23 protein-coding genes and 4 tRNA genes are annotated in these 26897 nt (G+C 64.5%); 10 read left to right on the top strand and 17 right to left on the bottom strand.

Features of this window, described 5'->3' with window-relative positions:
* Positions 1 to 62: 62 nt before the first annotated feature.
* The 6 genes from MOV80_RS21930 to MOV80_RS21905 all read right to left on the bottom strand — a co-directional run bounded on the left by MOV80_RS21930 (position 63) and on the right by MOV80_RS21905 (position 4777).
* Entirely contained in the window at positions 63 to 749 is a 687-nt protein-coding gene (locus MOV80_RS21930; protein WP_249605485.1) for a response regulator transcription factor, read from the bottom strand.
* Positions 727 to 2640 carry an ATP-binding protein gene (locus MOV80_RS21925; RefSeq protein WP_043594159.1) on the bottom strand — a complete coding sequence of 638 codons (1914 nt, stop codon included), beginning with the start codon at positions 2638 to 2640 and terminating at the stop codon, positions 727 to 729. Before MOV80_RS21925 ends, MOV80_RS21930 begins: the two co-directional genes overlap by 23 nt.
* Positions 2641 to 2814: 174 nt before the next feature.
* The gene (locus tag MOV80_RS21920) at positions 2815 to 3270 is read right to left on the bottom strand and encodes a DUF3592 domain-containing protein (protein WP_043594158.1); all 456 of its coding nucleotides are present in this window, start codon (positions 3268 to 3270) and stop codon (positions 2815 to 2817) included.
* On the bottom strand, positions 3267 to 3785 hold the full coding sequence (locus MOV80_RS21915) for a DUF3592 domain-containing protein (RefSeq protein WP_081575527.1): 519 nt from the start codon (positions 3783 to 3785) through the stop codon (positions 3267 to 3269). The genes MOV80_RS21920 and MOV80_RS21915 overlap by 4 nt, the downstream gene beginning before the upstream one ends.
* A gap of 7 nt (positions 3786 to 3792) precedes the next feature.
* Positions 3793 to 4230, bottom strand: coding sequence for a Holliday junction resolvase RuvX (gene ruvX, locus MOV80_RS21910; RefSeq protein WP_043594155.1), 438 nt, complete (start codon positions 4228 to 4230; stop codon positions 3793 to 3795).
* A complete protein-coding gene (locus tag MOV80_RS21905; RefSeq protein WP_043594153.1) occupies positions 4214 to 4777 on the bottom strand; it encodes a YqgE/AlgH family protein in 564 nt (187 codons plus the stop codon). Before MOV80_RS21905 ends, ruvX begins: the two co-directional genes overlap by 17 nt.
* A gap of 133 nt (positions 4778 to 4910) precedes the next feature.
* On the opposite strand from MOV80_RS21905, the gene smc reads away from it, so the two are divergent.
* The 3 genes from smc to MOV80_RS23575 all read left to right on the top strand — a co-directional run bounded on the left by smc (position 4911) and on the right by MOV80_RS23575 (position 10728).
* Positions 4911 to 8396: a chromosome segregation protein SMC gene (gene smc, locus MOV80_RS21900; protein ID WP_118266548.1), complete on the top strand. Its 3486-nt coding sequence runs from the start codon at positions 4911 to 4913 to the stop codon at positions 8394 to 8396.
* A gap of 284 nt (positions 8397 to 8680) precedes the next feature.
* A complete protein-coding gene (locus MOV80_RS21895; protein ID WP_019103189.1) occupies positions 8681 to 10057 on the top strand; it encodes a nitrite extrusion protein in 1377 nt (458 codons plus the stop codon).
* 386 nt (positions 10058 to 10443) lie between these two features.
* Positions 10444 to 10728 carry an energy transducer TonB gene (locus MOV80_RS23575; protein WP_161784633.1) on the top strand — a complete coding sequence of 95 codons (285 nt, stop codon included), beginning with the start codon at positions 10444 to 10446 and terminating at the stop codon, positions 10726 to 10728.
* A 105-nt stretch (positions 10729 to 10833) separates the two neighbouring features.
* Here MOV80_RS23575 and MOV80_RS21885 read toward each other — a convergent pair whose 3' ends face one another.
* The gene (locus MOV80_RS21885) at positions 10834 to 11301 is read right to left on the bottom strand and encodes a MarR family transcriptional regulator (RefSeq protein ID WP_019103187.1); all 468 of its coding nucleotides are present in this window, start codon (positions 11299 to 11301) and stop codon (positions 10834 to 10836) included.
* A gap of 275 nt (positions 11302 to 11576) precedes the next feature.
* On the opposite strand from MOV80_RS21885, the gene MOV80_RS21880 reads away from it, so the two are divergent.
* The 6 genes from MOV80_RS21880 to MOV80_RS21855 all read left to right on the top strand — a co-directional run bounded on the left by MOV80_RS21880 (position 11577) and on the right by MOV80_RS21855 (position 18618).
* On the top strand, positions 11577 to 11870 hold the full coding sequence (locus MOV80_RS21880) for a hypothetical protein (protein ID WP_157222152.1): 294 nt from the start codon (positions 11577 to 11579) through the stop codon (positions 11868 to 11870).
* Positions 11871 to 11883: 13 nt separating this feature from the next.
* Positions 11884 to 13062 (top strand): cell division protein ZipA C-terminal FtsZ-binding domain-containing protein, encoded by a 1179-nt coding sequence (locus MOV80_RS21875; RefSeq protein ID WP_019103186.1) that lies wholly within the window; start codon positions 11884 to 11886, stop codon positions 13060 to 13062.
* Positions 13063 to 13187: 125 nt separating this feature from the next.
* The gene (gene ligA / locus MOV80_RS21870; protein ID WP_118266550.1) at positions 13188 to 15608 is read left to right on the top strand and encodes an NAD-dependent DNA ligase LigA; all 2421 of its coding nucleotides are present in this window, start codon (positions 13188 to 13190) and stop codon (positions 15606 to 15608) included.
* Positions 15609 to 15622: 14 nt separating this feature from the next.
* Positions 15623 to 17047 (top strand): tetratricopeptide repeat-containing glycosyltransferase family protein, encoded by a 1425-nt coding sequence (locus MOV80_RS21865; protein WP_118266552.1) that lies wholly within the window; start codon positions 15623 to 15625, stop codon positions 17045 to 17047.
* Positions 17048 to 17120: 73 nt separating this feature from the next.
* A complete protein-coding gene (galU, locus tag MOV80_RS21860; protein WP_039755999.1) occupies positions 17121 to 17993 on the top strand; it encodes a UTP--glucose-1-phosphate uridylyltransferase GalU in 873 nt (290 codons plus the stop codon).
* A gap of 82 nt (positions 17994 to 18075) precedes the next feature.
* Positions 18076 to 18618, top strand: coding sequence for a hypoxanthine-guanine phosphoribosyltransferase (locus tag MOV80_RS21855; RefSeq protein WP_019103182.1), 543 nt, complete (start codon positions 18076 to 18078; stop codon positions 18616 to 18618).
* Between the two features lie 213 nt (positions 18619 to 18831).
* Here the strand turns inward: MOV80_RS21855 and MOV80_RS21850 are convergent, their stop codons facing one another.
* The 6 genes from MOV80_RS21850 to MOV80_RS21825 form a co-directional block, all read right to left on the bottom strand.
* A complete protein-coding gene (locus MOV80_RS21850; RefSeq protein ID WP_019103181.1) occupies positions 18832 to 19647 on the bottom strand; it encodes an ABC transporter ATP-binding protein in 816 nt (271 codons plus the stop codon).
* Complete coding sequence (locus MOV80_RS21845; protein WP_162896977.1) at positions 19640 to 20626, bottom strand: iron ABC transporter permease; 987 nt, start codon at positions 20624 to 20626, stop codon at positions 19640 to 19642. Before MOV80_RS21845 ends, MOV80_RS21850 begins: the two co-directional genes overlap by 8 nt.
* Positions 20623 to 21333, bottom strand: a complete 711-nt coding sequence (locus MOV80_RS21840) for an ABC transporter substrate-binding protein (protein WP_191186307.1) — start codon at positions 21331 to 21333, stop codon at positions 20623 to 20625. The genes MOV80_RS21845 and MOV80_RS21840 overlap by 4 nt, the downstream gene beginning before the upstream one ends.
* Positions 21334 to 21547: 214 nt before the next feature.
* A complete protein-coding gene (locus tag MOV80_RS21835) occupies positions 21548 to 22591 on the bottom strand; it encodes a ChuX/HutX family heme-like substrate-binding protein (protein ID WP_118266557.1) in 1044 nt (347 codons plus the stop codon).
* Between the two features lie 60 nt (positions 22592 to 22651).
* The gene (locus MOV80_RS21830; RefSeq protein WP_107732863.1) at positions 22652 to 24832 is read right to left on the bottom strand and encodes a TonB-dependent hemoglobin/transferrin/lactoferrin family receptor; all 2181 of its coding nucleotides are present in this window, start codon (positions 24830 to 24832) and stop codon (positions 22652 to 22654) included.
* An 81-nt stretch (positions 24833 to 24913) separates the two neighbouring features.
* Positions 24914 to 25087 carry a hemin uptake protein HemP gene (locus tag MOV80_RS21825; protein WP_081555510.1) on the bottom strand — a complete coding sequence of 58 codons (174 nt, stop codon included), beginning with the start codon at positions 25085 to 25087 and terminating at the stop codon, positions 24914 to 24916.
* Between the two features lie 163 nt (positions 25088 to 25250).
* Here MOV80_RS21825 and MOV80_RS21820 point away from each other — a divergent pair, with 163 nt between their 5' ends.
* Positions 25251 to 25937: a 4'-phosphopantetheinyl transferase superfamily protein gene (locus MOV80_RS21820; protein WP_081575518.1), complete on the top strand. Its 687-nt coding sequence runs from the start codon at positions 25251 to 25253 to the stop codon at positions 25935 to 25937.
* A gap of 78 nt (positions 25938 to 26015) precedes the next feature.
* On the opposite strand, the gene MOV80_RS21815 is transcribed toward MOV80_RS21820, so the two are convergent.
* From MOV80_RS21815 to MOV80_RS21800, 4 genes are all read right to left on the bottom strand, one after another.
* Positions 26016 to 26090, bottom strand: a tRNA-Glu gene (locus tag MOV80_RS21815).
* Positions 26091 to 26098: 8 nt separating this feature from the next.
* Positions 26099 to 26175, bottom strand: a tRNA-Arg gene (locus MOV80_RS21810).
* A 3-nt stretch (positions 26176 to 26178) separates the two neighbouring features.
* A tRNA-Glu gene (locus MOV80_RS21805) sits at positions 26179 to 26253 on the bottom strand.
* A 9-nt stretch (positions 26254 to 26262) separates the two neighbouring features.
* A tRNA-Arg gene (locus MOV80_RS21800) sits at positions 26263 to 26339 on the bottom strand.
* Between the last annotated feature and the right edge of the window lie 558 nt (positions 26340 to 26897).

The following is a 26897-nucleotide window of genomic DNA, read 5'->3' as shown; positions in this document are numbered from 1 at the left end:
CGGCGTCCATTCTCACCCCGCCCATGCGCGGCCCGATTCCGGGCCGCGTTTTATTTGCCTGCTCAAAGCGGCTGGCAGGGCTCGCTGAACCCATAGCCCACGCCCCGGGCCGCCAGGATAGGATTGTGCTGCGGCGCGATGCCGCTGAGTTTGCGCCGCAGCCGGCTGATCAAGGTTTCCAGCCGGCGCTCATCGTAGTGTAGGTAATTGGCGCCCAGCGCTTCCGCCAATTCGCGGCGGTGCGCCGGTTCCGGCGCGCGCCGCAGCATTGCGCTCAGCACTTGGTGCTCCGCGTGGGTCAGGTGCAACTGCTGGCCGTTGGGCGCGGTCAGCATGCGATTGGCGGCGTGGTAGCGCCACCCGTCGGCGCGTTCCGCCGCGTCGCCTTCCAGCCGCCGCAGCACGCTGGCCAGCGTGGCCAGCAGTTCCGCCAGCGGCGTGGGCTTGACCAGATAGGCGTCGGCGCCTTGCTGCAAGCCTTGAACCTTGTCGTCCAGCGCGCCGCGCGCGGTGAGCATGACTTGTCCCAGGCCGGGGTGGCTGGCGCGCAGCCTCCGGCTGAGCGCCATGCCGTCGATATCGGGCAAGCCCAGATCCAGAATCAGCAAGCGGCAGGGATGCTCGGCCAAGTGCCGCTCCAACTCCTGGCCGCAAGCCAGGCCGGTGGCTTGAAAGCCACAGCGTTTGAGCTGGAACAGCAACTCTTCGCGCAGGTCCGGATTGTCTTCAAGCAAGGCTATATGCGTCATGAGCGGCTTTCGGTAGATACAAGATGAAACTAGCGCCGTGTGGCCAGTCAGGGTCCAGGCCCAGTTCGCCGCCGTGCTGAACGGCGATGCGCCGCGCCAGATGGAGGCCTAGCCCCAGGCCGGGACGGTTGCTGGTCTCCGCTAGCCGAGTGAAACGCTGGAAAATAGCTTCTTCCTGGCCCGGTGCGATGCCGGGGCCGTGGTCGCTGATCTGCCAGACGACGCGGTCGGCTTGGCGGCGGATGCCGATTTGAATGGGGGTGTCCGGGTGCGCGTATTTCAGGGCGTTTTCCATCAGGTTCTGCAACAGCACCGACAGCAGCTGCGCGTCTCCGTAGAGCGGCATGCGCTCTTGGCCGATTTGCAGCTGGAACCGCCGCTGCTCATCCGCGTCCAGCTGTTCCAGGCTGTGGCGGGTCAGTTCCAGCAAGTCCAGCGATTGCGCGTGCAGTCTGGCGTCGCTCACATCGGCTCGGCCGTGTTGTTCGGCCAGCCGCATCAATTCCTGCATCCGCAGCAGCGCGCGCTGAATGCGCTCGTGGCGGGCCTGACGCTGTGCGAGCACGGTCGGCTCCGGCGCGTCCTCCTCCAGTAGACGCAAGCTGCTGCTGGCGGCGTCAATGATGGCCACCGGGGTGCGGATTTCATGGGTGATCATCGCCAGCAGATCGGTCTGCTCCTCGCGCGCCTCCCGCTGGCGCAGGCTATCGGCCTGGGCCTGGCTGGCCTGGTGCAGCGCCTCGATGCGTTCGCGCTCCAGCGTGCGCATGCGCAGGAACAGACCGATGTAGAGCAGGGTGATGGGTGGCAGGTCGGCCAGCCGGCCGTATTCCTGGATCCAGGATTGATAGGGGATATGCCCCAGGTGCAATAGCAGCGCGGGGATATTGAGCGCCAGATTGGTGGGCAGGTGCAGCGCGATCAGGCGGTCGCCGCTATCGTTGCGTTGCCATAGACGCCAGCAGACCGGCAAGGTCAGCAGATTGATGAAGATGACGGCGTAGAGCGTGACCGGAATGCTGTAAGCGAGGCCAAAGGGCCAGAACAAGGCGCACAGCACGGTGGCGGCGCCGGCGGCGGCCTGCAGCTGGTATAGCCGGTAGGTGCGGGGGTAGTCGCGCTTCAGTTCCAGCAGATGGGCGAAATAGGCGCAGCCCAGCATGACGGCGGCGCCCAGGCCGACGTAATTGCACAGCAGCGCGATCTGGGGCTGTTCCGGAAACAGCAGCAGGCGTGCCATGCCGTCGGTGGCGAATCGATGGCAGGCCACCGCCAGGATGTAGCCGAACAGCTTGGCGTGCTGCGCTTGGCGGGTGATCAGCCAGGCCGCCAGCGCGATCAGCACCATGGTGAGCATATAGCCGTAAATCAGGCCCAGTTGCAGCAGGCGCTCGTTGTGGTGGGCGACCAGATCCGGCTCGCTCCACAGGCGCGGCTGCGCGTTCAGAGCCAGGGACTGGATCTTGACGAACACGGTCTGTTCGCTCGGCTGCAGGGAAAAGCTGGCGGCCATCAACGGCAGCTCCATCGCGGACATCGGCCGCCAGGAGCCGATGTCCTGTCTTCGCCAGCCGCCGTCTGGCAGGGGTTGGAATAAGCTTAAGCGGGCCAAATAGCTGGGGATCAGCTCCAGCCAGGGCCGTGGCGGCACATCATGTAGCTGGAGCCGCAGCCAGCAGGTGTCGTGGCCGTAGCCGCGCGCCAGTTTGCCGTCGGGCAGCGGCTGGAAACGCGCTTGCCAGCCGGGGCTGGATATTTGATTGATGCCGAGACTGGCGTCGGCGCTGCAAAAGGCGCCGGCGTCCCGCTCGCTGAAGGTCTGGAAGCCGGCATGAGCGGCGCCGCCCATTAACAGCAGGCACAGCAAGAGTATCGACAGCGCGCGTGTCATCGGGGCAATGGCTCGAAATCCGGGATTGGGGCGACATTGTGACGGCAATGTCATTTTTTGTCAGTGCTTACGCCAAAAATTAAAACAGCCACCGTTAGCGTAATAAATAATGACTTTGTAATGACATGTCCGGGTGGACAGTTTTAGCAGTGAGTAGGGGGTGAGAGGTCGGTTTTAACGCAGCAGCAGCCATAGGCCGATAAGGACCACGAGCGCGCCCACGGCTTGCGCCAACCACGCCGACCAGTGCTTGCCCGGCTCCAGGCAAGCCTCTTCGGGATTTTGCGGGTCGTAGAACACTTGTACGACCTGACCCGCCGGGTAGCGCTGAACGATTTCGAGCGCTTGTTGATCGCTGCTGCCGTAGCCGGGATTGGGGAAGCGCAGCCGCTCGGCGCGGTGGATACGGCCGGCCACGTGGTATTCATAGCGTACGACGGCGCGGTATTCCCTGCGATCCGAGCTGTCGCCGCCGCGCGCATGGCGCCAGTCCACTTCGCTGGAGACTATCTTGCCGACGACGCTGGGCCAGGCGGAGGCTTGCTGGGCTTTGACGGACTGCTGCCAAAGATAGACGGAAACGGCCAAGCCGATGGCGATGACCAGCAGGGCGATGACTTTTTCGCTCATGGGGCGCGGATGCCTCGGTGAACGCGCCGGCGCGGCAGCGGCAGCTTGGCCCGCAGCCGATACAGCAGCGCCCAGCCGAACAGCGCGCTCAGCGCCGCCAGGATGAATTTGGCGCTGCCGATATCGCTGTCCCCGCCCTTGATCAGCACGGACTCAGCGGGGCTGCGCGGATTGTAGTAGACGGTGATCGCCTTGCCGGCGGGAAAGCGCCGCGTCAGGTCGTCGGCGTTGCTGCGGTCGCCGGGCAGGGCGTTGTCGACGGCGAACAGCCGGTCGCTGTGGTAGACCTGGCCGCGCACCGTGTACAGGTATTGCACATGGGGCTGCCAGTAAAGTTGATCGGGGTGTTCGGTGCTGGACACCACCAGCATGCGGCTGCTCTCCACGTGGCCCGGCGCGTTGCGCCATTCGCGTAATTGATGGCTGGGTGTCAGCAAGACCGCGATCAAGCCCAGAAGGCTGGCGAGAAAGGCCAGCATCAGCGCGCTAACCCGGGCTTGCGGCGAGAATTTCATGATGGGGTCAGACGGCTTGTCCGGGGTGCTCGAACCAGGTCAGCAGAATGGCCTGGGCCGCTACCTGATCCAGCGCCGGCTTCTGCTTGCGGCCGCGCACGCCGGCTTCTTCAAGCATGGATTCGGCCACCACCGAGGTCAGCCGTTCGTCCACCAGCCACACCGGCAGACCGTAGCGGCCCTTGAGCCGGTTGGCGAAGCGGCGCGCCAGTTGCGTCATCTGGTGTTCAGTGCCGTCGATGTGCATCGGCAGCCCCACCACCAGCTGCGCCGGCCGCCATTCCGCGATTAAAGCGGCGATGGCGGCGAAGCGGGCGTCGTTGATTTCCGTGTCTATGGTGATGAGCGGGTGGGGAATGCCGAGCAGGGTGTCCCCGACGGCGACGCCAATGCGGCGCTCGCCGAAGTCGAATGCCAAGGCGCAACCTTCAGGCATGGCCGACATCCGTGGACAATAGGGAAGGATCGAAGCCCAGCAGCGCCATCGCGGCGTCGTAGCGCTCCTCGCAGGGCAGGCCGAAGATGATGTCCGGCTGCGCCGGCACCGTCAGCCAACCGTTGTCGGCGATCTCCTGCTCCAGCTGACCGGCGCTCCAGCCGGAATAACCCAGCGTGATCAGCATGCGGTCCGGCTGCTTGTGGTTTTCGGACACCGCCATCAGCACGTCCTTGGATGTGGTCAGCGCGATGTCGTCGGTGACCAGCAGGCTGGATTGCCAATTGCCCACCGGCATGTGCAGCACAAAGCCCCGGTCCGGCTGCACCGGGCCGCCGAAGTAAATCGGCTCGGCGCGGAGCGAGTCGCCGTCCAGCGGCAGATCGATTTGATCGAACAACTGCGCCATGGCGATGCCGGAAGGCTTGTTGACGATCAGGCCCATGGCGCCGTGCTCGCCATGCTCGCAGACGAAGACCAGCGAGCGAGAGAACAGCGGGTCCGCCATATTGGGCATGGCGATCAAGAATTGATTGGACAACGATAGCGGTTCCATGCGGCCATTATGGCATAAGTGGGCTGTCTGGGTAGATGCGGCTGCGCGACGCGCAACAGGTCCGCGCGCGACGCGCGGCCGGCGCGGGCAACTGCTAAAATGCCGATTTTCGCCCAGCCATTGCGAGGACATCTTGCGTCTCACCCACATCAAGCTTGCCGGTTTCAAGTCATTCGTCGATCCCACCAGCATTGCCGTGCCCGGTCAACTGGTGGCGGTGATCGGCCCCAATGGCTGCGGCAAGTCCAATGTGATAGACGCGGTGCGCTGGGTGCTGGGCGAGTCCTCGGCCAAGCAACTGCGCGGCGAATCGATGCAGGACGTGATCTTCAACGGCTCGTCCACGCGCAAGCCGGTTAGCCGCGCTTCGGTTGAACTGGTGTTCGACAACGGCGACGGCGCGCTCACCGGCGCATGGGGTCAGTACGCGGAGGTGGCGATCAAGCGGGTGCTGACCCGCCAGGGCGAATCCAGCTACTTCATCAACAACCAGCAAGTGCGCCGCCGCGACATCACGGATCTTTTCCTAGGCACCGGGGTGGGCGCGCGCGGTTACGCGGTGATTGAGCAGGGCATGATCTCCCGCATCATCGAGGCGCGGCCGGAAGAACTGCGCGCCTATCTGGAAGAAGCCGCCGGCGTGTCCAAGTACAAGGAGCGCCGCCGCGAAACTGAACACCGCATCGCGGACACCCGCGCCAATCTGGAACGCATCGCCGACTTGCGACAAGAGCTGGAGCGGCAGGTAGAGCGCTTGTCCGAACAGGCGGAGGTGGCAGCCCAATACCACGATCTGCGCGGCGCGCTGACCCATAAGCAAAACCTGCTGGCTCTGGCGCGACGGGAAGAGGCCGCGCGCAACGAGGCGGCGGCGCGCGGGGAACTGGCGCGCATTGAAACCGAAGAAGCGGCGCTGGAAGCGGCGGTCACCCATGTGGAGGCCGAGTCCGAAACCGTTCGCGAAAGCCATTTCGCCGCCAGCGACGAAGTGCACGAGGCGCAGCAGCGCTTGTTCGAGGCCAACGCCCAACTGGCGCGGCTGGAAGAGGCGCAGCGCCACCGAGAGCAAAACCGCGCCCGCGTCGACCGAGAGCTGAGTGCCGTGCGCACCGAGCGTCAGGTGCTGGCCGAAAGCCGCGGCCAAGTGAAGGCTGAGCTGGACGACTGGCTGCCGCGGCGCGAAGAAGCGCAGATGAGGCTGGAAGAGGCGCAAATGACGCTGGAAGACGGCGCCGACGAATTACCCACCGCCGAGGCGGAATACCGCGCGATAGAGCAGCAGTTGAACGGGCTGACCGCGCAGCAGGCCAAGCTCAGCCGGGATCGAGACCTGGCGCGCCAGAACGGCGAGCATGAGCGTCGCAATCTGGAGCAGCTGTCCGGCCGCGAAGACGCGTTGCGCCGAGAACTGAGCGATTTGAATCTGCCGGACCAAGAGCGGCAGCAAGCCGCCGCCGCCGAAGTGGAACGCGCGCGCGGCGCGCTGGAGACGGTGCGAGGCCGGCTGGTGGCCGACGAGGCCAAGCAGGCGGACCTGGCCGCCGAGCGCGAAAAACTGGACGAACAACTGGCCGCGCTGCGCGGCGAACAGGCGCGGGCCGAGGCCGAGGCCGCCGCGCTGGCCGGAATGCTGGCGCGCGAGGCGGCCAGCGAGCAATTGGACGGCTGGCTGCAGCGCCGGGGCCTGGCCGAGGCGCCGCAGTTGTGGCAGAGCCTGCAGGTGGAGCCTAAATGGCAGCCGGCGCTGGAAGCGGCGCTGGGCGAACGCCTGGCTGCGCGCGCCGCCGCGCTGTCCGGCGAATTGCCACCGGCGGCGCTGGCGTTGGCGGACGGCGCGACGGCACGCGACTGGGAAGCGGAGCGCTCGTGGCCGACGCTGTTGCAACAGGTGCGAGCCGCCCACCCCTTCCAGGCCGCCTTGCAAGACTGGCTGGCCGGCGTCTACTTGGCCGGATCGTTGGACGAGGCACTGGCCTTGCGCGAACAATTGCCGACCGGCGCTTGCCTGCTGACGCCGGAAGGCCACCGCGTTTACGCCGCCAGCCTGTGCCTGCACGCCGAAGCCGGCGGCGACGGGCTGATGGCGCGCAAGGCGTTGTTGGAGGCGGCCCAGGCGCGCTTGGAGACCTTGTCGCCGGAAATCGACGCCTTGCAGCGGCGCCGCGAATCATTGCAAAGCCGCGGCGGCATGCTGGCCGAGGCGGTGCGGGCGCAAAAGGGCGCGTTGACCCGTTTGGAGGCGGAGCTGAACGCGGCGACCCTGGAGCACGTCAAGCTGGACCAGGCCGCGCGCCAGGGCGCGGCGCGGCTGGCGGCGATCGAGGCCGAGCGCCGGCGCATCGCCGAAGAGGGCGAATTGGCGCGCCAGAGCATCGCCGAAGCCGAAATGCTGGGCGAAGAGACGGCGTTGACGCTGGAAGAACTCACGGTGCAATTGGAAGACATGCGAGTCGACCGGCTCAATGCCGAGACGGGGTTGCAGTTGGCGCGCAACAAGACGCGCGACGCCGAGCGCATGCTGCACGAGATCAAGCTGGAAATGAGCACCGCCGAGCAGAAGGTGGCGGAGCTGACGCGGAGAGGCCGCGAACTGGATGAGCGCGATCAGCAACTGGCCGAGCGTTTGGAGACTCTAGCCGAGGAAGCCGAGGCGGTGGAGGAGGCGGTGCCCGAAGAGGCCTTGCAACTGGCCTTGGCCGAACGCGAACAGCGCGAGCACAGCCTGGGCGCGGTGCGTGACCGGCTCAACGGCCTGACCGAGAAGCTGCGCGAATTGACCCAGCAACAACAGCAAGCCAACGCCGCTTTGCCGGCGCTGCGCGAAGCGCGCTCGGACTGGTTGCTCAAGCACCAGGAGGCGAGGCTGGCGATGGAGCGTTTCGCCGAAGAACTGGCCAGCGCCGGCGCCGACGAAGCCGCGCTGATGGCCGATCTGAGCGAGTCGGTGAAGCCGAACGCGCTGGCCGCCGAGATCGCGCGGCTGGCGCGCGCGCTGGAAGGCCTAGGCGCGGTCAACCTGGCCGCGCTGGAAGAACTGGATGAGGCCCGGAAGCGCGGCGACTACCTGGCCAATCAGTCCGAGGACCTGAATCAGGCGATGGCCACGCTGGAGGAGGCCATCGCCAAGATAGACGGCGAAACCCGCGAGATGCTGCAAGCCACTTACGATGCGGTCAACACCAAGATGCGGGAGTTTTTCCCCACGCTGTTTGGCGGCGGCCGCGCCGAGCTGGTGCTGACCGGCGAGGACTTGCTGGACGCCGGCGTGCAGATCATCGCCCAGCCGCCGGGCAAGAAGAACAGCACGATTCACCTGCTGTCCGGCGGAGAAAAGGCGCTGACTGCGATGAGCCTGGTGTTCTCGCTGTTCTCGCTGAACCCAGCGCCGTTCTGCCTGCTGGACGAGGTGGACGCGCCGCTGGATGACGCCAATACCAGCCGTTTCTGCGATCTGGTCAAGCAGATGTCGGAGCGAACCCAGTTTCTCTATATTTCTCATAACCGCCTGACCATGGAAATGGCCGAACAACTGGTGGGCGTGACCATGCAGGAACAGGGCGTCAGCCGCATTGTGGCGGTGGACATCGTGGAAGCGTTGAAAATGCGGGAAACCGCCTGAGAATCTGTTCAAAGTCTGCGGCGCTTCGTGAAGCGTTGCACGGTGAGTGCAAGTTCAAAATGCTCATGTACCACTTGACCATTGCGCTTTCTTTAGCCGCTTTCGCCTTGTCTCACTCTAGTTGGCGAGGCTTTGAACAGGCTCGAAGGCTCGAGCTGCCCGCAGACTGTTTTCATTAGTTTCGGTTTGACGGCGCGCAAACTGTAGCGCGCGCGCGAATGGCATACTGCGCAGCTTCCCGGCGGCAGCGGCCGCCGGACGATATCATTGCTGGATGAATAGGCATGACCGTAAGCATCAAGCGTTGGGAACCTGAAAACCCTATTTTCTGGCTGCGCCGCGGGCGGCGCATCGCCAATCGCAATCTCTGGCTGTCCATCCTGTCGCTGCACCTGAACTTCAATATCTGGATGATGTGGAGCATGGTGGTGGTCAACCTGCCGGCGGTCGGGTTCGCGCTCAGCAATCAGCAGCAGTTCCTGCTGGTGTCGATTCCGCCGCTGGTCGGCGCCTTGATGAGGCTGTTGTACTCATGGATATGGAGCTGGGTGGGCGGCGGCCTGTGGCTGGGCATTTCCACCTTGCTGCTCTTGCTGCCGGCTTTGGGCGTGGCCACGGTGGTGCAGGATATTTCGACGCCGTTTCCCATGCTGTTGCTGGTGTCCGGCTTGTGCGGCATCGGCGGCGGCGCTAGCGCTTCTCATCTGTCCAATACCAGCTTTTTCTTTCCCAAGGCGGCCAAAGGGCTGGCGATGGGGTTGAACGCGGGGTTGGGAAATCTGGGCGTGTCGGTGGCGCAATTGGCGATCCCGGTGGTGATTCTGCTGCCCTTGTTCGGCGCGGCCGGCGGGCCGCAGATCTGGGGCGTTGGCGGCGCCGTGCACCCGGTGTGGCTGCAGAACGCCGGGTATCTGTGGCTGCCCTTCATCGTCGTCATCGCGCTGGCCTGCTTACTGTACGCGCATGATCTGCCCAAGCTGCGCATCACGCCGCATGATCAGCTGGACGCGATGCGCGATCCGCACACTTGGTATATCTGCCTGCTGTACATGGGCAGCTACGGCACTTTCCTCGGCTTCGCCGCCGCCTTTCCTCTGCTGGCGCGCAATATGTTCCCGCTGATCGATGTCACGCCCTACGCCTTTATCGGGCCCATGGTCTGCGCCTTGTCGCGGCCGCTGGGCGGCTGGATGGGCGACCACATCGGCGGCGGCATCGCCACCATGCTCAGCAACGGGGTGATGGCGCTGGCCACCGTCGGCGTTTATCTGAGCATGCCTTCCGCCGGCAACGGCGGTTCGTTCTGGCTGTTCCTCGCCATGTTTCAGTTGATTTTCTTCGCCGCGGGCGTGGGCAACGGTTCGTCTTTTCAATTGGCGCCCAAGGTTTTTCTGTTGCAGGCGGGCCAGCGGGCCAAGGCCGCGGGCCTGGACGTTGCGGAAGCCTACGCGCGCGGTGGGCGGCGCGGCGCGTCGGCGATGAATGTCAGTTCGGTGATGGCGGCGTTCGGCGGCTTCGTGATTCCCAAATCCTTCGGCAGCGCGCTGGCCGCCTTCGGTAGTTTCCTGCCGGCTTTCGGCATGTTCTTTGTGTTTTATCTGGTGTCCATGCTGGTGGCCTGGTGGCATTACAGCCGGCCGGGCAGCCGGATGCGCTGCTGAGGCGAAAGATGGGCGCGCGCCCGGTTTGTTGGGCTTTGTTGGCGTCGTTGGCGCTGCATGCCTTGCTATTGTTCGCTTGGCAAGGCCGTCCGCCTCAGCCAAGCGTGGCCGCGTTGACGCTGAGACTGGCGCAGCCCGCGGGCGGACCTGAGCCCGTTATCGCTCAAAATGCGGCCAAGACCGGGAATCAGGCCGGCAACAAGGTTGAAAATAAAGCGGCGGCCAGGCCAAGCTCCAAGCCAAGCGCCCGTTTTGCGGCGCCTCCGCTTTTACCTGAGGCCGGCCTGGCCGGGCCGGCGACAAGCGCCGTTGAGTCCGCCGGCGACAGTGGTGCGAAGAGCGGGGCCGCCGCGCGGTCGGGGGGCGGCGGCACATCGCAGGGCGGCGTGGACAGCGTGGCATTGTACCGCGCGGAATATCTGAACAATCCGCAGCCGGAATACCCGGAACGCTCACGGGAAAACGGCGAGCAGGGTACGGTTTTACTGCGGGTGAGCGTTAGCGCCGCCGGCCGCGCCGGCGAGGTGACGGTGGCCGTCAGCAGCGGTTATCCGCGGCTGGACCGAGCGGCCAAGACCACGGTGGAGCGTTGGCGCTTCGCGCCGGCCAAACGCAATGGCCAGGCGGTGGATTCGGTGTTGATGGTGCCGGTGCGTTTTCAAAGCCCTTGAGCCGCGGGCGCGGCCGGAATTGAAAATGCAATGGCGGCGAGGGCGCGGGCCGCATCGCGGGGCCGCGTCTCGCCGCCGGGTAAAGGGCGGTGACGCCTGGAGATGCTAAGCCGTGACTTCTTCCTGCTCCTCCAGCGCCAGGCTGAAGCCTTCGCGCAGGCGGCCCAGTTCCTGGCAGAAGCCGGACAGGTCGTGTTCGCCAAAGCGTTTGAAGGCGATCTGCATATAGTCGATATGAGCGGGGAAGGCCTGATCGAACAGACGTTCGCCGTGCTGGGTCAAGGAAACGAACACGCTGCGGCGATCGTTTGGCTGCATGGTGCGGGTAACCAGACCCTTGTCTTCCAGCCGGTCAATGACGCCGGTCAGCGTCCCTTTGGTGATCAACGTGCGGTCGGACAGCTCCTTGCAATTCATGCCCTTGCTATGGCCCAGGGTGGCGACCACGTCGAATTGCGGCGGAGTCAGGCCCAGCTGACGAATGTGCTGGCTGGCAAACTGTTCGAATGCCTGGTAGGTGCGCGCCAGCTCGTGGACCACCGGAAGGAAACTGGCTTGAGAAGTGTTTTTCATCGATCTATCCCTTGCTTTCCTAAGCAGTGTTTAAGACGATTTGGAATCATTCATTTGCATGAACACGAAATATTCTGGCACGAGATATTTCAGAGCGCCCCTGTCAGAAATGTCATCTGCCGGACCTTTCGGCACTGAAAATGACGTTCCGCTTCCATTTGGCCCGCTTGCGGCGGGCCGATTCGCGACGTACAACGGTTGGCTGGAGCCGTTCTACGCGGTCTGATGGAACCAGCAGGGGCGATTCGGCATCCAATTCAGGTTGAGAACCCGGTTTGAAGCGCCAAATTGCCCGCATCAGCTATCGCCCCGGCTTGATTTACGCTGGCGGCAAGGCATTTACGTCTAAATTGCCGCCAAATGATGCGCAAGCTGAGGCTTTCGTTATAATAACCGTGGTCTATCGCCGTTCTCGACTGGCCGAAACGCCAGATTCGAACGGTTTTGTTGCCGAATACTTAAAGGGAGGCTGTCGGCCCGGCTATTGCCGAAAGACGCCGCATCGCGCATTGAGAGATGCGTCGGCGCGCGGCGAGGAGGCTGCCGACGGCTTCGATTATTCGCCTTAATGCGGACTGGCTGATGAGCGAATTACAGATTGGTGTATTGATACTGGGCGGCGCGGTGATCGCTCTGGTGTACGGATTCAATGCTTTTCAGGAATGGCGTTTTCGCAAGAAGACTCGCCAGGCCTTCACGCGCGGCCACGACGACGTGCTGCTGGACGTACCCAAGAACAATGTGCGCGACGGCGTGAAGCAGGACCGGATGGAACCGGTGCTGGTGGACGCCTCGCCGGAGCCGGACGACTACGCCGCCGCTTACTTTGAGCCGCAAATCCCCGTGGAGCAGGCGCGAGCCGAGCCTGACCGGCCGCGCGAGGCGGTCTTCGACGCGGTGCCGGTGGTGGAGGAAGAGGACGAGGCTCCGCAGATGGACTCCGCCGATCACCAGGCGCTGGTGGTGGCGATGCTGGACCCGTCTTTGGATTTCATCGCCGAGGTGGTGTTCCATGCGCCGCACGAGCTGGCGGCGATCCCGCGTTTCAACGTGGGCAAGCGCACCCAATTGATAGGCCGCACGGAAAAAGGCCTGTGGAAGCCGGCCGAAGCCCTGCCTGGAACCCGTTACAAGCAGATCAACGTCAGCATGCAGATGGTGGATCGCAGCGGTGCGGTGACTGAGCAGGAACTGGCCGGTTTCTGCCAACAAGTATCGCGTTTCGCCGAGGAGCACGACGCCGCGGTCAGTTTCCCGCAGCGTCAGCAGAAGCTGGTGGCGGCGCGCGAGCTGGACCGTTTCTGCGCCGACGTGGACGTGCTGATCGGCATCAACATCGTGCCGCAGGGGCCGATAGAAGGCACCCGGCTGCGCAGTTTCGCCGAGGCCGCCGGCCTGCAACTGGAGCCGGACGGCGCTTTCCATTACCTGGCGGACTCCGGCAACACCCTGTATTCGCTGATGGCGGCCGACCAGATGCCGTTCACCTTCCACACGCTGCTGGACAAATCCTTCCCGGCGCTGACTCTGTTGTTCGACGTGCCGCGCGTGGCCGGCGGGGTCGAGGTGTTCGACCGGGCCGTGTATTTCGCGCGCCAGTTGGCGCAGGAGTTCGACGCCCAACTGGTGGACGACAACCGCCGTCCGCTGTCCGACGCCGGCCTGACCCGCATTCGCGACCAATTGCTGCACATCTACGGCAGCATGGACGACCGCGGCATCGCCCCCGGCAGCGTGGCCGCCTTGCGGCTGTTTGCCTGACCGGCCGCAAGCCCCGGTGTCTCCTTGCTGTCCAGCCGCTACACTGGGGTAATCGGCCCGCTCGATAATCTTCCGTTTCCAAGGCCGGCGCCACGCCGGCTTTTTCTGTTTGAGTCCGACTGAACATGACCACCCTCACCCCGCAACAGCGCGTAGCCGAACTGCATCAACTGCTGAACCGCTACGGCCACGAATACTATGTGCTGGACGCGCCCACGGTGCCGGACGCCGAATACGACCGCCTGTTCCGGGAGCTGCAGCAGCTGGAACAGGAGCACCCGGAACTGGCGAGCGCGGATTCGCCTACCCGACGCGTCGGCGGCGCGCCGCTGGACGAGTTCCAGCAAGTGACCCACAGCGTGCCCATGCTGTCGCTGTCCAACGCGTTTTCCGATATGCAACTGAGCGAGCGGGAACTGCGCCATGAGGAACTGCTGCAGTTCGATGAGCGGGTGCGCAAGGGCCTGGACGCCGCGGAGGTGGAGTACGCAACAGAGCCCAAGTTCGACGGCCTGGCGATCTCTTTGCTCTACCGCGACGGCGTGCTGGTCCAGGCTGCGACTCGCGGAGACGGCGTGACGGGCGAAAACGTCACCGAGAACATCCGTACCGTGCGCGCGATTCCGCTGCGTTTGCCGGCAGGGGCCGCCGTGCCCAGCCTGCTGGAAGTGCGCGGCGAAGTGTTGATGCTGAAACAGGACTTCGACAAGCTCAACGCCGAGCAGGCGGCGCGCGGCGACAAGACCTTCGCCAATCCGCGCAACGCCGCCGCTGGCAGCCTGCGTCAGCTGGATTCGCGCATCACTGCTCAGCGCCGCTTGTCTTTCTTCGCCTATTCCATCGCTCAGGTGGAAGGCGAGGACTGGCCGGCCAGCCACAGCGCTGAAATGGCCTGGTTGCGCGAGCTGGGCTTCCCGGTGGTGGCCGAGGATTTGCGGCCGGTGGTGCGCGGCGTGGATGGCTTGATCGCCTATTACGAACAGGTGAGGCAGCGACGTCCCGGCCTGCCTTTCGATATCGACGGCGTGGTGTACAAGGTCAACCAGCGCGCCTTGCAGGATGAACTGGGCTTTGTGTCGCGCGCGCCGCGCTGGGCCATCGCCCACAAGTTTCCGGCCGAGGAGGCGCTGACTCAAGTTGAGGCGATCGAGGAGCAAGTGGGGCGCACCGGCGCCATCACCCCGGTGGCGCGCTTGAAGCCGGTGTTCGTCGGCGGCGTCACCGTCACCAACGCTACCCTGCACAATGAGGACGAGGCGCGGCGCAAGGATGTGCGCGTCGGCGATACCGTGATTGTGCGCCGCGCCGGCGACGTGATCCCCGAGGTGGTGTCCGTGGTGCTGGAGCGCCGGCCAATGCAGCCGGCAGCCGGAGGCGATCTGTTCAGCGCCGGCGAAACGCCGCAATACCCCGCCTATCGTTTGCCGGCGGTCTGTCCGGTCTGCGGCAGCCACGTGGTGCGCGAAGAGGGCGAGGCGGTGGCGCGCTGCTCCGGCGGCTTGTCCTGCCGCGCCCAGCGCAGCCAGGCGATTCAACACTTCGCCGGCCGCCGCATGATGGATATCGACGGTCTTGGCGAACGCTATATCGACAAGCTGGTGGAGTACGACTATGTGCGCGGCGTGGCCGATCTGTATCGGCTGACGCTGGAAGACTTGCTGGAGATGAAGCGCCGCGCCGATGAGGACGAAGGCGTGACTCCGGAAACCGTCAAGGCGGGCAAGGTGGCTAGCAAGTGGGCGGAAAACCTGATCGAGGCGATCGCCGCCAGCCGACGGCCGCCGCTGGCGAGGCTGTTATTCGCGCTGGGCATCCGCCATGTGGGCGAATCCACCGCCAAAACCTTGGCCGATTGGCTGGGGACGATGAGCTTGATCCGCCGTTCGCCGGCGGCCTTGTTCGCGGCGTTGCCGGATATTGGCGGCGTGGTGGCGGAATCGCTGGCGGACTTTTTCGCCGAAGCCAATAACGAAGCCGCACTGGACGAGTTGTTGAGTCATGTCGCCCCGGCCGACGAGCACGCGCCGTCCCCGCGCCTGGCCGAGCGCCTACAGCCGGCCGTGTTGCTGGCGCGGCTGGACATTCCGCGTTTGACCGAGGTGCGCAGCCAGCAATTGGCGGGGCAGATAGACGGCCTGGCCGCCTTGGCCGAACGCGAGCGGCGCGCGCTGCTGGATCTGGAGTTGCCGGCCGAGGTGATCAACGCGCTGGCCGACTGGCTTGATTTGCCGGGCAAGCGCGACAGCCTGCGCGCGCTGGCCGCCTTGGTTGACGAGATCCTGGCGGCGCTGCCGGCGCAAGCCGCGGCGGCTGGGGTGCTGGAAGGCAAGACCCTGGTGCTGACCGGCACGCTGCCGACCTTGAGCCGGGATCAGGCCAAGGAGTTGATAGAAGCCGCCGGCGGCAAGGTATCCGGCAGCGTCTCCAAGAAAACCCATTACGTCGTCGCGGGAGCGGAGGCCGGCAGCAAGCTGGCCAAGGCGGAAGAACTGGGCGTGGCGATTTTGGACGAGGCCGGCTTGCAAGCCTTGCTGGCCGGAGAGTAAGCCAAGGAGCGGATATGGCGGACCAAGCCTTTGAACAAGGCAATCAATTCGCGGCGGAAGGCCGCTGGCGCGAGGCGGAGCAGGCGTTTGATCAATGTCTGAGGCGGAACGCCAAGGATTGGCAGGCGCTGGCCAACCGCGCCAACGCCCGCCTGCGCCAAGGCGACAGCGCGCGCGCGCTGGACGACTACCTGGCCGCCGCCGCGCTCAATCCGCAGTCCGTCAACATCAAATGCAATCTGGCTGTGCTGCTCAAGGAATTGGGCGAATTGGAGCTGGCGGAGGCGCTGTTGCGCGAGGCGCTGGCGGCGGAGCCCGAGCATGTGGACGCTTGGAGCAACCTGGGCGTGGTTTTGCAGCACCGCTTGCAATATCAGGAAGCCATCGCCTGCCATTTGCGCGCCATCGAGCTGGCCGGAGTCAGTCCGGCGCGATGCAACAACCTGGGCTATGCCTGCACCTGCGCCTTATTGCTGGACGACGCCATCGCTGTGCTGCAAGGCGGTCTGGAACTGGACCCGGACGACGCCAATCTGCGTTTCAGCCTGTCCATCGCGCTATTGCTGGCCGGCCGCTACGCCGAGGCCTGGCCGTATTACGAGGCGCGCTGGGAGGCCATTCTGCAGCCGCGCCACCACGATCGGCGCTGGCAAGGCCAAGCGCTGGGCGCATCCACCTTGCTGCTCTGGGCGGAACAGGGCTTGGGCGACAGCCTCCAGATGGCGCGTTTCCTGCCGCGGTTGCGAGCCGAGCACCCGAGGGCGCGCCTGCTATTGGCCTGCCCCAAAACCTTCCACCGCCTGTTCGCTCAATTCGATGGCGTGGAATTGTTGGAGCCGGAGGCCGCGCCGGTGTTCGATTGCCAACTGCCGCTGATGTCCTTGCCGGGCGTGTTGGGCATCACCTTGGACAATCTGCCCGCTCAGCCTTATCTGGCGGCGGTGCCGGCGGCAAGCATCCCGCCGTGCCGCGGCGGCCGGCCGCGCGTCGGCGTGGTGTGGGAGAGCGGACAATGGGGCGTGGGCAAGGCCGATCATTGGCGTCGCCACAAATCGGTGCCGCCGGAAGAGTTCGCCGCGCTGTGCCGGCTGCCCGGCATTGATTTTGTGTCCCTGCAGCCGGGCGAGCCGCCTTCGGCTTTGCAAGCTTTGTTGGCCACGCCGGCCTTGAGCGATTTCGCCGACACCGCCGCCTGGGTGGCGGAGCTGGATCTGGTGATCACCGTGGACACCGCCGTCGCCCACCTGGCCGGGGCGATGGGCAAGCCGGTTTGGGTGTTGATGCGCGCGGAAAGCGCGCCCTTCTTCCTGGCCGCCGGCGAGCGAGCCCCGTGGTACGAGTCGATGCGGGTCTGGCGTCAGGCGGAAGCCGGCGTTTGGGGGCCGGTGCTGGAAAACGCGGCTCAGGCGCTGGCGCGGCGTTTTCCCGCCGGTTTGTGAGGCCGGGACTTTCACCCGCGGGCCGGGGCGCGGTAGAATGCGCGCCTGTCAACGCTTGTTAACGAGAATGGGCATGAAAAAAATCACGAAAGCGGTCTTTCCCGTCGCCGGCCTGGGCACCCGCTTCCTGCCGGCCACCAAGGCCAGCCCCAAGGAAATGCTGCCGGTGGTGGACAAACCGCTGATCCAGTACGCGGTGGAAGAGGCGATTGCCGCGGGCATGACCGAGTTGATTTTCATCACCGGCCGCAACAAGCGTTCGATTGAAGACCATTTCGACAAGGCTTACGAGCTGGAAACCGAACTGGAAAACAAGAATAAGCAGAAGCTGCTGGAAACCGTTCAGGGCATTATTCCGCCGTCGGTGTCTTGCATCTTCATCCGTCAGACCGAGGCGCTTGGTTTGGGCCACGCGGTGCTGTGCGCGCGGCCGGTGGTGGGTAACGAGCCGTTCGCGGTGATCCTGGCCGACGACCTGATCGAAGGCGCGCCGGGCGCGATGGAGCAGATGGTCAAGCTGTTCGATGAAACCCATGCTTCGGTGCTGGGAGTCGAAACCGTGGCGCCTGAGGAAACCAGTTCCTACGGCATCGTCAAGGTGGCGCCGGACGCGCGCGGCCATCAGCAAGTTGAGCACATCGTGGAAAAGCCGCGTCCGGAAGTGGCGCCGTCCAATCTGGCGGTGGTGGGCCGTTACATCCTGACCCCGCGCATCTTCGACAAGCTGGTCAACACCACGGCCGGCGCTGGCGGCGAAATCCAGCTGACCGACGGCATCGCGGCGCTGATGAAGGACGAGCCGGTGTTGGCGCTGCCGTTCAAGGGCGTGCGTTACGACTGCGGCTCCAAGCTGGGCTATCTTAAAGCCACGGTCAATTACGGTTTGCAGCATCATGAGGTGGGCGTCGAGTTCGCAGCCTATCTGCGCTCGCTGGCCAAGAACTAATCGTTTTTTCAATCACGCCGCTCCTGTTTTTTTGATGATATGGGCAAGAGCGGCGTTTGCGTGTGTGAATCAAGGAGTCATCATGCCCAATATTGCCGAGGCCCGTGGCCTGATCAACAGCTCCGACGTGCTGTTTACCGCCGAGGAAGTCAGCGCGGCCGTTGACCGCATGGCGGTGGAAATCACCGAGGAACTGGGCGAAACCTATCCGCTGGTCTTGTCCGTGATGGGCGGCGCCGTGGTGTTTACCGGCCAGTTGCTGCCGCGCCTGGCTTTCCCGCTGGACTTTGACTACGTTCACGTGTCTCGCTACGGCGACAAGACCCAGGGCGGCGAGCTGGTGTGGAAACAAGCGCCCAAGGAAGACGTGCGCGACCGCGTGGTGCTGGTGCTGGACGATATCCTGGACGAAGGCCACACCATGGCGGCGATCCGCGACAAAGTGATGGCCATGGGCGCCAAGGCCTTCTACAGCGGCGTGTTCGCCAACAAGCTGATCAGCAAGGAAAAGCCGATGCTGGCGGACTTCGTCGGCCTGGACGTGCCGGACCGCTACGTGTTCGGTTACGGCATGGACGTGCGCGGCGCCTGGCGCAATCTGCCGGCGATCTACGCGTTGAAATAAGCGCGGCCAGATCGCGAAAAACCCCCGGCTCGCACAAGCAAGCCGGGGGTTTTTATTTTTGGACTTGGTCTCAGAGTCTGTTCAAAGTTTCGCGAACTAGGGCGAGACAAGGCGAAAACCGCTGAGGAAGCGGAATGGTTGGGTGCATGAGCATTTTGAGCTTGTACTCACCGTGCAACGCTTCACGAAGCGCAGCAGACTTTGAACAAGTTCTCAGGCCCCGGCAGCCAGCGCCGCGGGCTTCTGCGCCTGCGCCAAGGCGGCGTTGACCTGCCAGTCGTTGCCGTTGCGCTGCAAACGCACTGGCCAGCGGTAGACCGCCAGCAGCCGCTCCGGCGTCAGCACCTGTTCCGGCGCGCCCGCCACCACCAGCCGGCCCTGTTCCAGCAAGGCCACGTGGTCGGCGTAGCTGGCGGCCAGCGCCAGATCGTGCAGCACCTGCACCACGGTGCGGCCCTGGCGGGACAGCTCCAGCAGCAGTTGTTGCAAGCGGTGCTGGTGGCGCAGGTCCAGGTGATTGGTGGGCTCGTCCAGCAGCAGCACCGGCGCTTGCTGCGCCAAGGCGCGGGCGATGGCCGCGCGCTGGCGTTCGCCGCCGGATAATTGATCCAACCGTTTGTCGGCGTAATCGTCCAGCTCCACCGTGCCCAGCGCGTCCGCCACCGCGCTTTTGTCCTCAACCCGCGGGCGAGAGAAAGCGCCGAGGTAGGGCACGCGGCCCAGCATTACGAACTCGCGCACCGTCAGCGGAATGCCGGAGGGAATGTGCTGAGGCACCCAGGCGATGCGGCGGGCGCGCACCGCCGGCTCCATGCGGCCGACGCACTGGCCGGCCAGGCGCACCGCGCCGGCGCTGGGCGTGTCCAGGCCGGCCAGCAGCCGCATCAAGGTGGTTTTGCCGGCGCCGTTGGGGCCTAGCAGCGCGCTGACCCGGCCGGTGGGCAAATCCAAGTTGATGTCGTCCAGAATCCGCTTGCCGCCGATGTCGCAGGCCAGCTGGCGCACGCACAGGGTTGTGGTTTCAGCCATTGATCAGACTCCTTTGTTGTCGCCGGAACAGCCATACAAAGAACGGCGGGCCGGCGAATGCCGCCATCAGGCCCACAGGCAGATCAATGGGCCAGGCGATGGTGCGCGCCAGCGTGTCCACCGCCAGCAGGAACAAGGCGCCGGCCCAGGCCGACAGCAGGATCAGCCTGCGGCGGCAGCCGCCCATCAGCAGGGCCAGCGCGTTGGGGATCATCATGCCGACGAAGCCGATCACTCCGGACAGCGCCACCGCGCCGCCGGTGGCCAGCGCCGCGCCGACGGCGGTGAGCCGGCGGGTGCGACGCACGTCGATGCCCAGGGATTGGGCGGCGTCTTCGCCCAGCAGCAGGCAGTCCAGATCGCGGCCCACCGCAATCAGGATCAGCAAGCCCAGGGCGGCTACGCCCAGGCAGGCCAGCAGCCGTTCCGACGAAGCGGAGGACAGATTGCCGGCCAGCCAGCTGGTGGCGGCGCGCAGGGTCAGGTCGTCGGACATGAAAATCATCAGGCTGGTGACCGCGCCGCAGAAGGCGCCCACCACCAAGCCCATCAACAGCAGACCGGCCAGGCCGCCGCGGACCAGCCGCGACAGCAACAGGATCAGCCAGGTGGCCAGTAGGCCGCCGCCAAAGGCGGCCAGCGGCAAGGACAGGCCGGCGGCGCCGACGGCCAGCATGCCGACCACCGCCAGCGCCGCGCCGCTGGAGGTGCCTATCAGGCCGGGGTCGGCCAGCGGATTGCGAAACAGGGCTTGCAGCGCCGCGCCGCTGGCGGCCAGCGCCGCGCCCACGCCCAGCGCCGCGGCGATGCGCGGCAGCCGCAGTTGGGTCAGGAGCGGATCGCTGAAGTCCGGCCAGGCCAGGCCGTTGCCGCCGCTGGACAAGGCCAACAGCGGCAGCAGCAGGCTGGCGGCGATCAGGCCCAGCAACAAGCAGCGGCCGCGGTGGGGCGTGACAGCGTCCAGGGGCAGCGCGCTCACATTTTCACCATCTGATCGACTACCGCCGGGCTGTTCAGGCCCACCATCATCGCGTCCTTGGCCGGCAGCAGGTAGATGCGGCCTTGTTTTCCGGCCGGCGTGGAAGCGATTTCCGGCCGTTTGGAGAAGGCTTCCTTGCCGCCGTGCACCGCGCCGGTGTGGCTGCCCAGAATGATCACGTCCGGCCGCAGGCTCTGCCAGGCGTCGCGCGCCATCGGCTTGAAGCCGGACAACTGGCTGGCGACGTTGACGCCGCCGGCGGCGCGGATCAGGGTGTCGGCGGCGGTGTCGCGGCCGGCCACCAGTTGGCCGTCGTAGCTGACCAAGTAGCGCACGCCGCGCGCCGGGCGCGGCGTCATCTCGCGCTGCCAGCGGCTGGCCAGTTGCTGGGCGTGGGCGTCGCGGCCCAAGAGTTGTCCCACTTTGCGGATCGCGTCGGCGAAATCCGCGCCGTCCTCGCGGCGCGTCACTTCCTCGGCGCGCACCTGCAATTGGCGCAGCTGGGCCCACACCGTGGGTGGTTGCGCCTCGGCGCTGCCCAACACCAGAGTGGGTTTGAGCCGGGCGATGGTTTCGGCGTTCAGCGCGCGGGAAAAGCCCACCACTTGCGCCTGGGCCAAAGCCGGCGCTTTGCTGGAACGGTCGCGGCCGACGACTTCCTTGCCGGCGTCCAGCGCCACTACGATATCGGCGATGTCGGGGGTCATCACCACGATGCGTTGCGTGGGAAGCCTCGAAACACCTGCTGTGCGGTTCGATAGCTGCGTTGCTCCGTGCTCGCTCCCTCGCTGTACCGTTTGTACTATCTCGGTCGCTGCGCGCGGTGCGCCTTGCTCTCGAACGGCTCGCGACGGTTTTTCGAGGTTCCCTGCCCAGACGGGCAAAGCGGCAGCCAGGCCCAGCAGGGCGGCGAAGGCGAATTTAGGCGACATCGGCGCGCTCCAGTACCGGCAGTTCGCCCAGCAGCTTGATCCATTCCACGCGTTCCGCTTGGCCTGGCTTGCGTTCGCCAAAGAAAGTGGCCAGCGACAGGCCCTGGTCGTCGAACAGTTCCAGCGAGGTCACCACGCCGTGGTCGCCCGGCTTGCGGGTGACCCAAGCCTCGGCAATCAGATCGGTGCGCAGATGCAGGTTGAAGTGAGAGTCCAGCACATTGAGCCAGTTGCCGACGATCTGCACATTGCGCACCGGGCCGGTGTGGATCTGGATCATGCCGCGGTTGCCGGCGAATACCATGATGGGGGCTTCGATATGGGCGGCGCGGCGCAGCAATTGCTCCACCGCTTCCGGCAGCACGCGCCAGGCCTGGCCTTCAGGCGCCAGGCGAAAGCCTTGTTGACGGGACACGCCCCAGCGGCGCAGGAAGGGGTGGAAGGCGTGCACGTCTTTAAGGCTCCGCCACTCCTGCTGGAAGCCGGCCTTGTCGATGGCCTCGTCGTCCAGCTCCGCCGCTTCGGCTTCCGGCGGATCTACGCGCAGCACGGTCTTGGGCGCGGCGAAGCTCTCCACCAGGCGCTGATAGGCGGCCACGTCGCTATTGGCGGTCAGATAGATTTTGTGCACCGCTTCGCCGAAGCGGTCGAAGAATTGTAGGCTGCGCTGTTCGCCGCGCGCGCCGGCCGTGGTGACCGCGAAGGCGTGCTGCCAATGGAACAGGAAAATGCGCAGGTCGATGACCGGGTTGATGGCCAGGCCGATCTTGCCGTCGATCTGCACATTGTGGTAATCGCCGGTGGTTTCATGCACGCAAGCGTGATTGCGCGTTAGCGCCATCACCGGGCCCAGGTGGCCGATCTGGCTCAAGATGTCGTTCCAATGCGGCCGCAGGGCCTGGCTCGCCGGATCGGCGGCCACCAGCTCGGCTTCGCTGACGCCCAGCGCGTCGGCGGCGTCGCGCACGCGCAGTTTCGGCTGGCTGGCTTTCAGGATTTGGTAACGATCCCACAGCTGGCTGAAGTCGGTCATATTCGGATTCTCCTTGGAACGATCAAAAACGGGCGCCCGCGATGGGGCGGGCGCTCGCGGTTAGAAGGTGTATTCGACGCTGGCGCTGACGTTGCGGCCAGGCTGGGTGAACAGGTCCAGCGCGCGGTCGCTGCTGGTCTTGCCGCGCACGTCGGCGGCTTTCCAGTATTTCTGGTCGAAGACGTTGAACACGCCGGCGCGCAGCGTGGTGTTCTTGGCCGGCTTCCAGTAAGCGGTCAGGTCCAGCACCGCGTAGCCGGGCGCTTTGAACGGGGTGGTGCTTTGGCCGCGTGCTTCTTCAGGACGCAGGTTGGGAAGGCGAGTATTGGCGCGGGCCAGTTTCAGCAAGGCCTCGCCGCCGAAGTTCGCCTGGTCATAGCGCAGGCCCAGCGTGGCGTTCAGCGGGCTGATGCTGGCCAAGGGCTCGTTCGTTTGCTTGTTCTGGCCATGGGTGTAGGCGATGGAGGCCATCGCGCGCCAGCTCGGCGCGAATCGCCAGGCGGCGCGGCCTTCCACGCCCTTGATATCGACTTTGCCGACATTCTGGTACTGGTAGGTGTCAAAGCCATCAATCATGCCCAGTCCAACTCGATCAATGAAGTCCTGGTAGCGGTTGGCATAGGCGGTGACGCCGAAGTCAAAGTCCGTCCACTGGCCCTTAAGTCCCAGTTCAACGCCGCGACTGGTTTCCGATTTCAGGTTGGGATTGGGAATGACCTGGTATTTGTAGCTGCCAGCTGTATTGGAGAAAGCCATATTGGCATCATCGAACGGCGGCGCGCGGAAGCCGGAGGAGAACTGCAGGAAGCCGGTATAATGATCGGCGAAGGGCAGGCTCAGGCCCAGCTTGGGCGAGAAGGCGCCGTCCTTGAAGGTGGGCACCTGATAGTTGTTGGGGTTGCCGTTGGCGAAGGCCTGGTCCGGCTGTGGCGTCATCTTGTAGTGATCCCAGCGCAGCGACGGCGAGGCCACCAGGCCGTTGCCGAACTTGATCTCATCCTGGACAAACAGGCCGATGCGCTCGGAACGGCTGTCCGGGAAGGTCTTGTTGGGGAAGGTATCGGTTCCCACGACATTGCTGCTGCTGCCATTTGTGTTGAACAAGGTCTTCATTCGCGGCCGGCTGGTGTCGCTGCGGCTCAAGTCCGCGCCCCACAGCAGCTGGTGCTCGGCGGAGAGGGCCTGGAAGTTGTGCTCGGCCTCCAGGGTCAGGCCGTAGCTGTCTTGAGTGAAGCCGTAGTCGGAGAAGATGCGCTGGCCGTTGCTGCGCCATTCGGTGTTGGTGTCCGCGTTGTCCAGCTTCTGGTAATAGGCTTTCACCGCCAGGCGGTCGAAGGCGCCCAGCTGTTTACCCTCCCAGGCCAGCGACACACGGTCGCGCTGGGTTCTGTCCTCTGATTCATTTTTGCGTACCGTCGAGGTCAAGGTGTTCAGCAGATTGGTATTAGCATCGCGCCGATAGTGTTCCAGCGTCAGCTCCAGCCGCTGATTGGCGGCAGGCTTGAAGCCCAGCTTGGCCAGCACGTTGTCGCTGTCCCAGCTTTGCGGATTCGGCTTGGTGCGCAGCGTGCCGCTGCTGTCGTTATTGCCCTGATTATCGGTTTCATGGCCGTTGCGGTGGGTGTAGAGCACCATCAGATCGCTGCGCTCGCCCTTGATGCCCACGCCGGCGCTGCTGCCCCAGCCGTTGTCGGCGGTGCCGCCAAAGCCCTTGACGCTGCCGCCCACGCCTTGCTCCTCCGGGACGAAATCGTCCACGGTCTTGGTGCGGTAGCCCACCACGCCGCCGATGGCGTCGGAGCCGTACAGGCTGGAGGTGGGGCCCTTGACGATGTCGATGGCGCGCAGGGTTTCCAGTTCCACGTAGTCGCGGCCGGAAACGGCGCCGTTATTGCTGCCGCCGCCGGCATAGGACTCCGGCAGGCGGATGCCGTCGATCAGCATCAGGATGCGGTTGCCGTCTATGCCGCGGATGGTGTAGCCGGCGTTGCCGCGGCGCGCCGGATCGGTGGCCACTTCCACGCCGGGTTCGTATTTGACCGCGTCGGCGATGTCGCGCACCAGTTGATCGTCCAGTTTGTGGCGCGAGATCACGCTGGCGTTGGGGGCGGTTTCCGCCAGCGGTTTGCTGCTGCGGTGAGCGGTGACCTGAACGGTCTCCAGTTCCGCCGGCGTTGCCGCCAGCGCGGGCCAGGCTGCGGCCAGGCTCAAAACCAAGGGGGTGGCGCGAAATATGGCCATGGAAACTCCAAACTTCCTAAGGTTGGGTGCTTCCGCTGGCTGGCTGATTTTGGCTGGCTTGCGGTGTGTGTGGTCTGGGACCTATTTGATCAGGATGAGCTTGCCGTTGCGGGTCAACTGCAAGCGGTACATCTCGCCCTGATGTTCGATCAGGATTTCCTTGCCTTTGGCGAACAGCTCGCAGCTGCGCAGCACTGGCGACAGGCTGGCAGCGCCGGTTCCGGAGCCGGACTTGGAGGCGGTGTGGGCTTGCATGAATTTATCCATGGCCAAATGGTAACGATTCTCATTATCGAATTCAAGCTGGACAAGGCCGCGAGGCGAACGAAAAGGGCGGGCCTGTGGCGCGGGGGTCACAAAACGGCATGGCCGAGCCGGCGCAGGCCGGGGATAATGGCGGTTTTGCGCGGAGAGGCGGATGGAACTGAACGCTTTGATCAAGCCCTTGCCTTGCCCGGCGGGCGCGCCGCAGGCTTTGCGGCTGTACCGCGTGGGGCTGGATGTGGATTGGCCGGTGGACGAGGCGCTGCTGGCGGGCTTGAGTCAGGACGAGCGCAAGCGTTGCCTGCGCTATCTGCGTACCATCAATCAGCTGCAGTTCGCTCTGACCCGGCTGGCTTTGCGGCGGCTGTTGGCGCAAGAGACCGGCCTGGCGCCGGACGCGCTGGTGTTTGAGCTGGGAGAGCACGGCAAGCCAGTCTTGGCTTGGCCTGGAGCGCCTGTCTTCAATGTGTCTCACTCCGGCGCTTACGCGCTGATCGCCATCGCGCGCGGCGGGCAAGTGGGGGTGGACATCGAAACGGTGCAGCCCATGCGCGACGTGCCGGCGCTGGCGGAGCAGACCCTGCTGCCGGGGGAGCTGGAGCTATGTGGGCACGGCCGGGACGTGGGGGCTTTCTTTCAGTTGTGGACCATCAAGGAGGCGGTGCTGAAAGCCTGGGGGGTGGGTATTGCCCAGCATCTGTCCGCGTTCGAGGCCTTGGAACTGACGAACAAGGAGCTGCCGTTGCGGATGGCCGCGCCTGAGCGCTGGCCGGCGACAAGAGCCTGGGCGCTGGAGGCACCGGAGGGGTATAGGGCGACGCTGGCTTGGGCGGAAGGGTAAGGCGGGGCGGCCGGATGGCCGCCTGGCGGAAACAACAAAAAGCCCGTCATGTTGCCATGACGGGCTTCTTGAGAAAGCTGGCGTCCCCACGGGGAATCGAACCCCGGCTACCGCCGTGAAAGGGCGGTGTTCTAACCGCTAAACTATAGGGACTTAAATTGTGGCGCACCCGGAGCGATTCGAACGCCCGACCCTCTGGTTCGTAGCCAGATACTCTATCCAACTGAGCTACGGGTGCTAGTGGCGTCCCCACGGGGAATCGAACCCCGGCTACCGCCGTGAAAGGGCGGTGTTCTAACCGCTAAACTATAGGGACACTAAGTTGTGGCGCACCCGGAGCGATTCGAACGCCCGACCCTCTGGTTCGTAGCCAGATACTCTATCCAACTGAGCTACGGGTGCGCTGTTTCGCGAGACGTTGTGTCTTGCGAGAAGCGGAATAATATAGATCCGGCTTTTTAGTGTCAATCACTTTTGGGAAAAAATTATAAGGGTGCCGTTTTGCCGATAGCCGCTGTCGCGTCACACCAACATGACATTTGGTTTTTCGTAGCCGCTACTAATGCTAATGGATACTGCTGTACCTCTTGTGGAAGATAATATTGAAGCCGCTCTCATTGGCATGACGGCTTCGAAGGAAGTGCGGAGTATCGGTAGTCACTGCTTGTTGTTGTGATCGTGCGATATCTGCGATCAAAACAGGGCTGATGCGAGGAAGTAGGGCTTTGTCCTTACTTTTTAGAACCTGTTTATGGCCTGCTGCGCGTCGGCGATATGGCGTTGAAACCTGCTTCGAAATGTTCACGTACCGTATGTACATTCCTCTTTTTCAGCTGCTTTCACCTTAGCTCGCTAGATCGTAAACACGTTCTTAGTACCTGAAGCTTATGTCGTGAATGGTTCATTTTTCCTGTTATGTGGTCATGTTTTTAGTACATTGGTCTAAATTTTTTCGTTTTT

Source organism: Chromobacterium sp. IRSSSOUMB001, assembly GCF_023507765.1.
In the GTDB taxonomy this organism is placed as follows: domain Bacteria; phylum Pseudomonadota; class Gammaproteobacteria; order Burkholderiales; family Chromobacteriaceae; genus Chromobacterium; species Chromobacterium haemolyticum.
The sequence above is the reverse complement of the archived record's forward strand: the minus strand, read 5'-3'. Positions and strand labels throughout refer to the sequence as shown.

Excerpts from the sequence above, each read along its gene's own strand:
- MOV80_RS21895 (WP_019103189.1), top strand. The coding sequence starts at position 8,681 with ATGACCGTAAGCATCAAGCGTTGGGAACCTGAAAACCCTATTTTCTGG.
- MOV80_RS21855 (WP_019103182.1), top strand. The coding sequence starts at position 18,076 with ATGCCCAATATTGCCGAGGCCCGTGGCCTGATCAACAGCTCCGACGTG.
- MOV80_RS21930 (WP_249605485.1), bottom strand. The coding sequence starts at position 749 with ATGACGCATATAGCCTTGCTTGAAGACAATCCGGACCTGCGCGAAGAG.
- MOV80_RS21835 (WP_118266557.1), bottom strand. The coding sequence starts at position 22,591 with ATGACCGACTTCAGCCAGCTGTGGGATCGTTACCAAATCCTGAAAGCC.
- MOV80_RS21915 (WP_081575527.1), bottom strand. The coding sequence starts at position 3,785 with ATGAAATTCTCGCCGCAAGCCCGGGTTAGCGCGCTGATGCTGGCCTTT.
- MOV80_RS21840 (WP_191186307.1), bottom strand. The coding sequence starts at position 21,333 with ATGACCCCCGACATCGCCGATATCGTAGTGGCGCTGGACGCCGGCAAG.
- ruvX (WP_043594155.1), bottom strand. The coding sequence starts at position 4,230 with ATGTCGGCCATGCCTGAAGGTTGCGCCTTGGCATTCGACTTCGGCGAG.
- MOV80_RS21885 (WP_019103187.1), bottom strand. The coding sequence starts at position 11,301 with ATGAAAAACACTTCTCAAGCCAGTTTCCTTCCGGTGGTCCACGAGCTG.
- MOV80_RS21905 (WP_043594153.1), bottom strand. The coding sequence starts at position 4,777 with ATGGAACCGCTATCGTTGTCCAATCAATTCTTGATCGCCATGCCCAAT.
- ligA (WP_118266550.1), top strand. The coding sequence starts at position 13,188 with ATGACCACCCTCACCCCGCAACAGCGCGTAGCCGAACTGCATCAACTG.
- MOV80_RS21865 (WP_118266552.1), top strand. The coding sequence starts at position 15,623 with ATGGCGGACCAAGCCTTTGAACAAGGCAATCAATTCGCGGCGGAAGGC.
- MOV80_RS21850 (WP_019103181.1), bottom strand. The coding sequence starts at position 19,647 with ATGGCTGAAACCACAACCCTGTGCGTGCGCCAGCTGGCCTGCGACATC.
- galU (WP_039755999.1), top strand. The coding sequence starts at position 17,121 with ATGAAAAAAATCACGAAAGCGGTCTTTCCCGTCGCCGGCCTGGGCACC.
- MOV80_RS21925 (WP_043594159.1), bottom strand. The coding sequence starts at position 2,640 with ATGACACGCGCGCTGTCGATACTCTTGCTGTGCCTGCTGTTAATGGGC.
- MOV80_RS21920 (WP_043594158.1), bottom strand. The coding sequence starts at position 3,270 with ATGAGCGAAAAAGTCATCGCCCTGCTGGTCATCGCCATCGGCTTGGCC.
- MOV80_RS21830 (WP_107732863.1), bottom strand. The coding sequence starts at position 24,832 with ATGGCCATATTTCGCGCCACCCCCTTGGTTTTGAGCCTGGCCGCAGCC.
- MOV80_RS21825 (WP_081555510.1), bottom strand. The coding sequence starts at position 25,087 with ATGCAAGCCCACACCGCCTCCAAGTCCGGCTCCGGAACCGGCGCTGCC.
- MOV80_RS21820 (WP_081575518.1), top strand. The coding sequence starts at position 25,251 with ATGGAACTGAACGCTTTGATCAAGCCCTTGCCTTGCCCGGCGGGCGCG.
- MOV80_RS21875 (WP_019103186.1), top strand. The coding sequence starts at position 11,884 with ATGAGCGAATTACAGATTGGTGTATTGATACTGGGCGGCGCGGTGATC.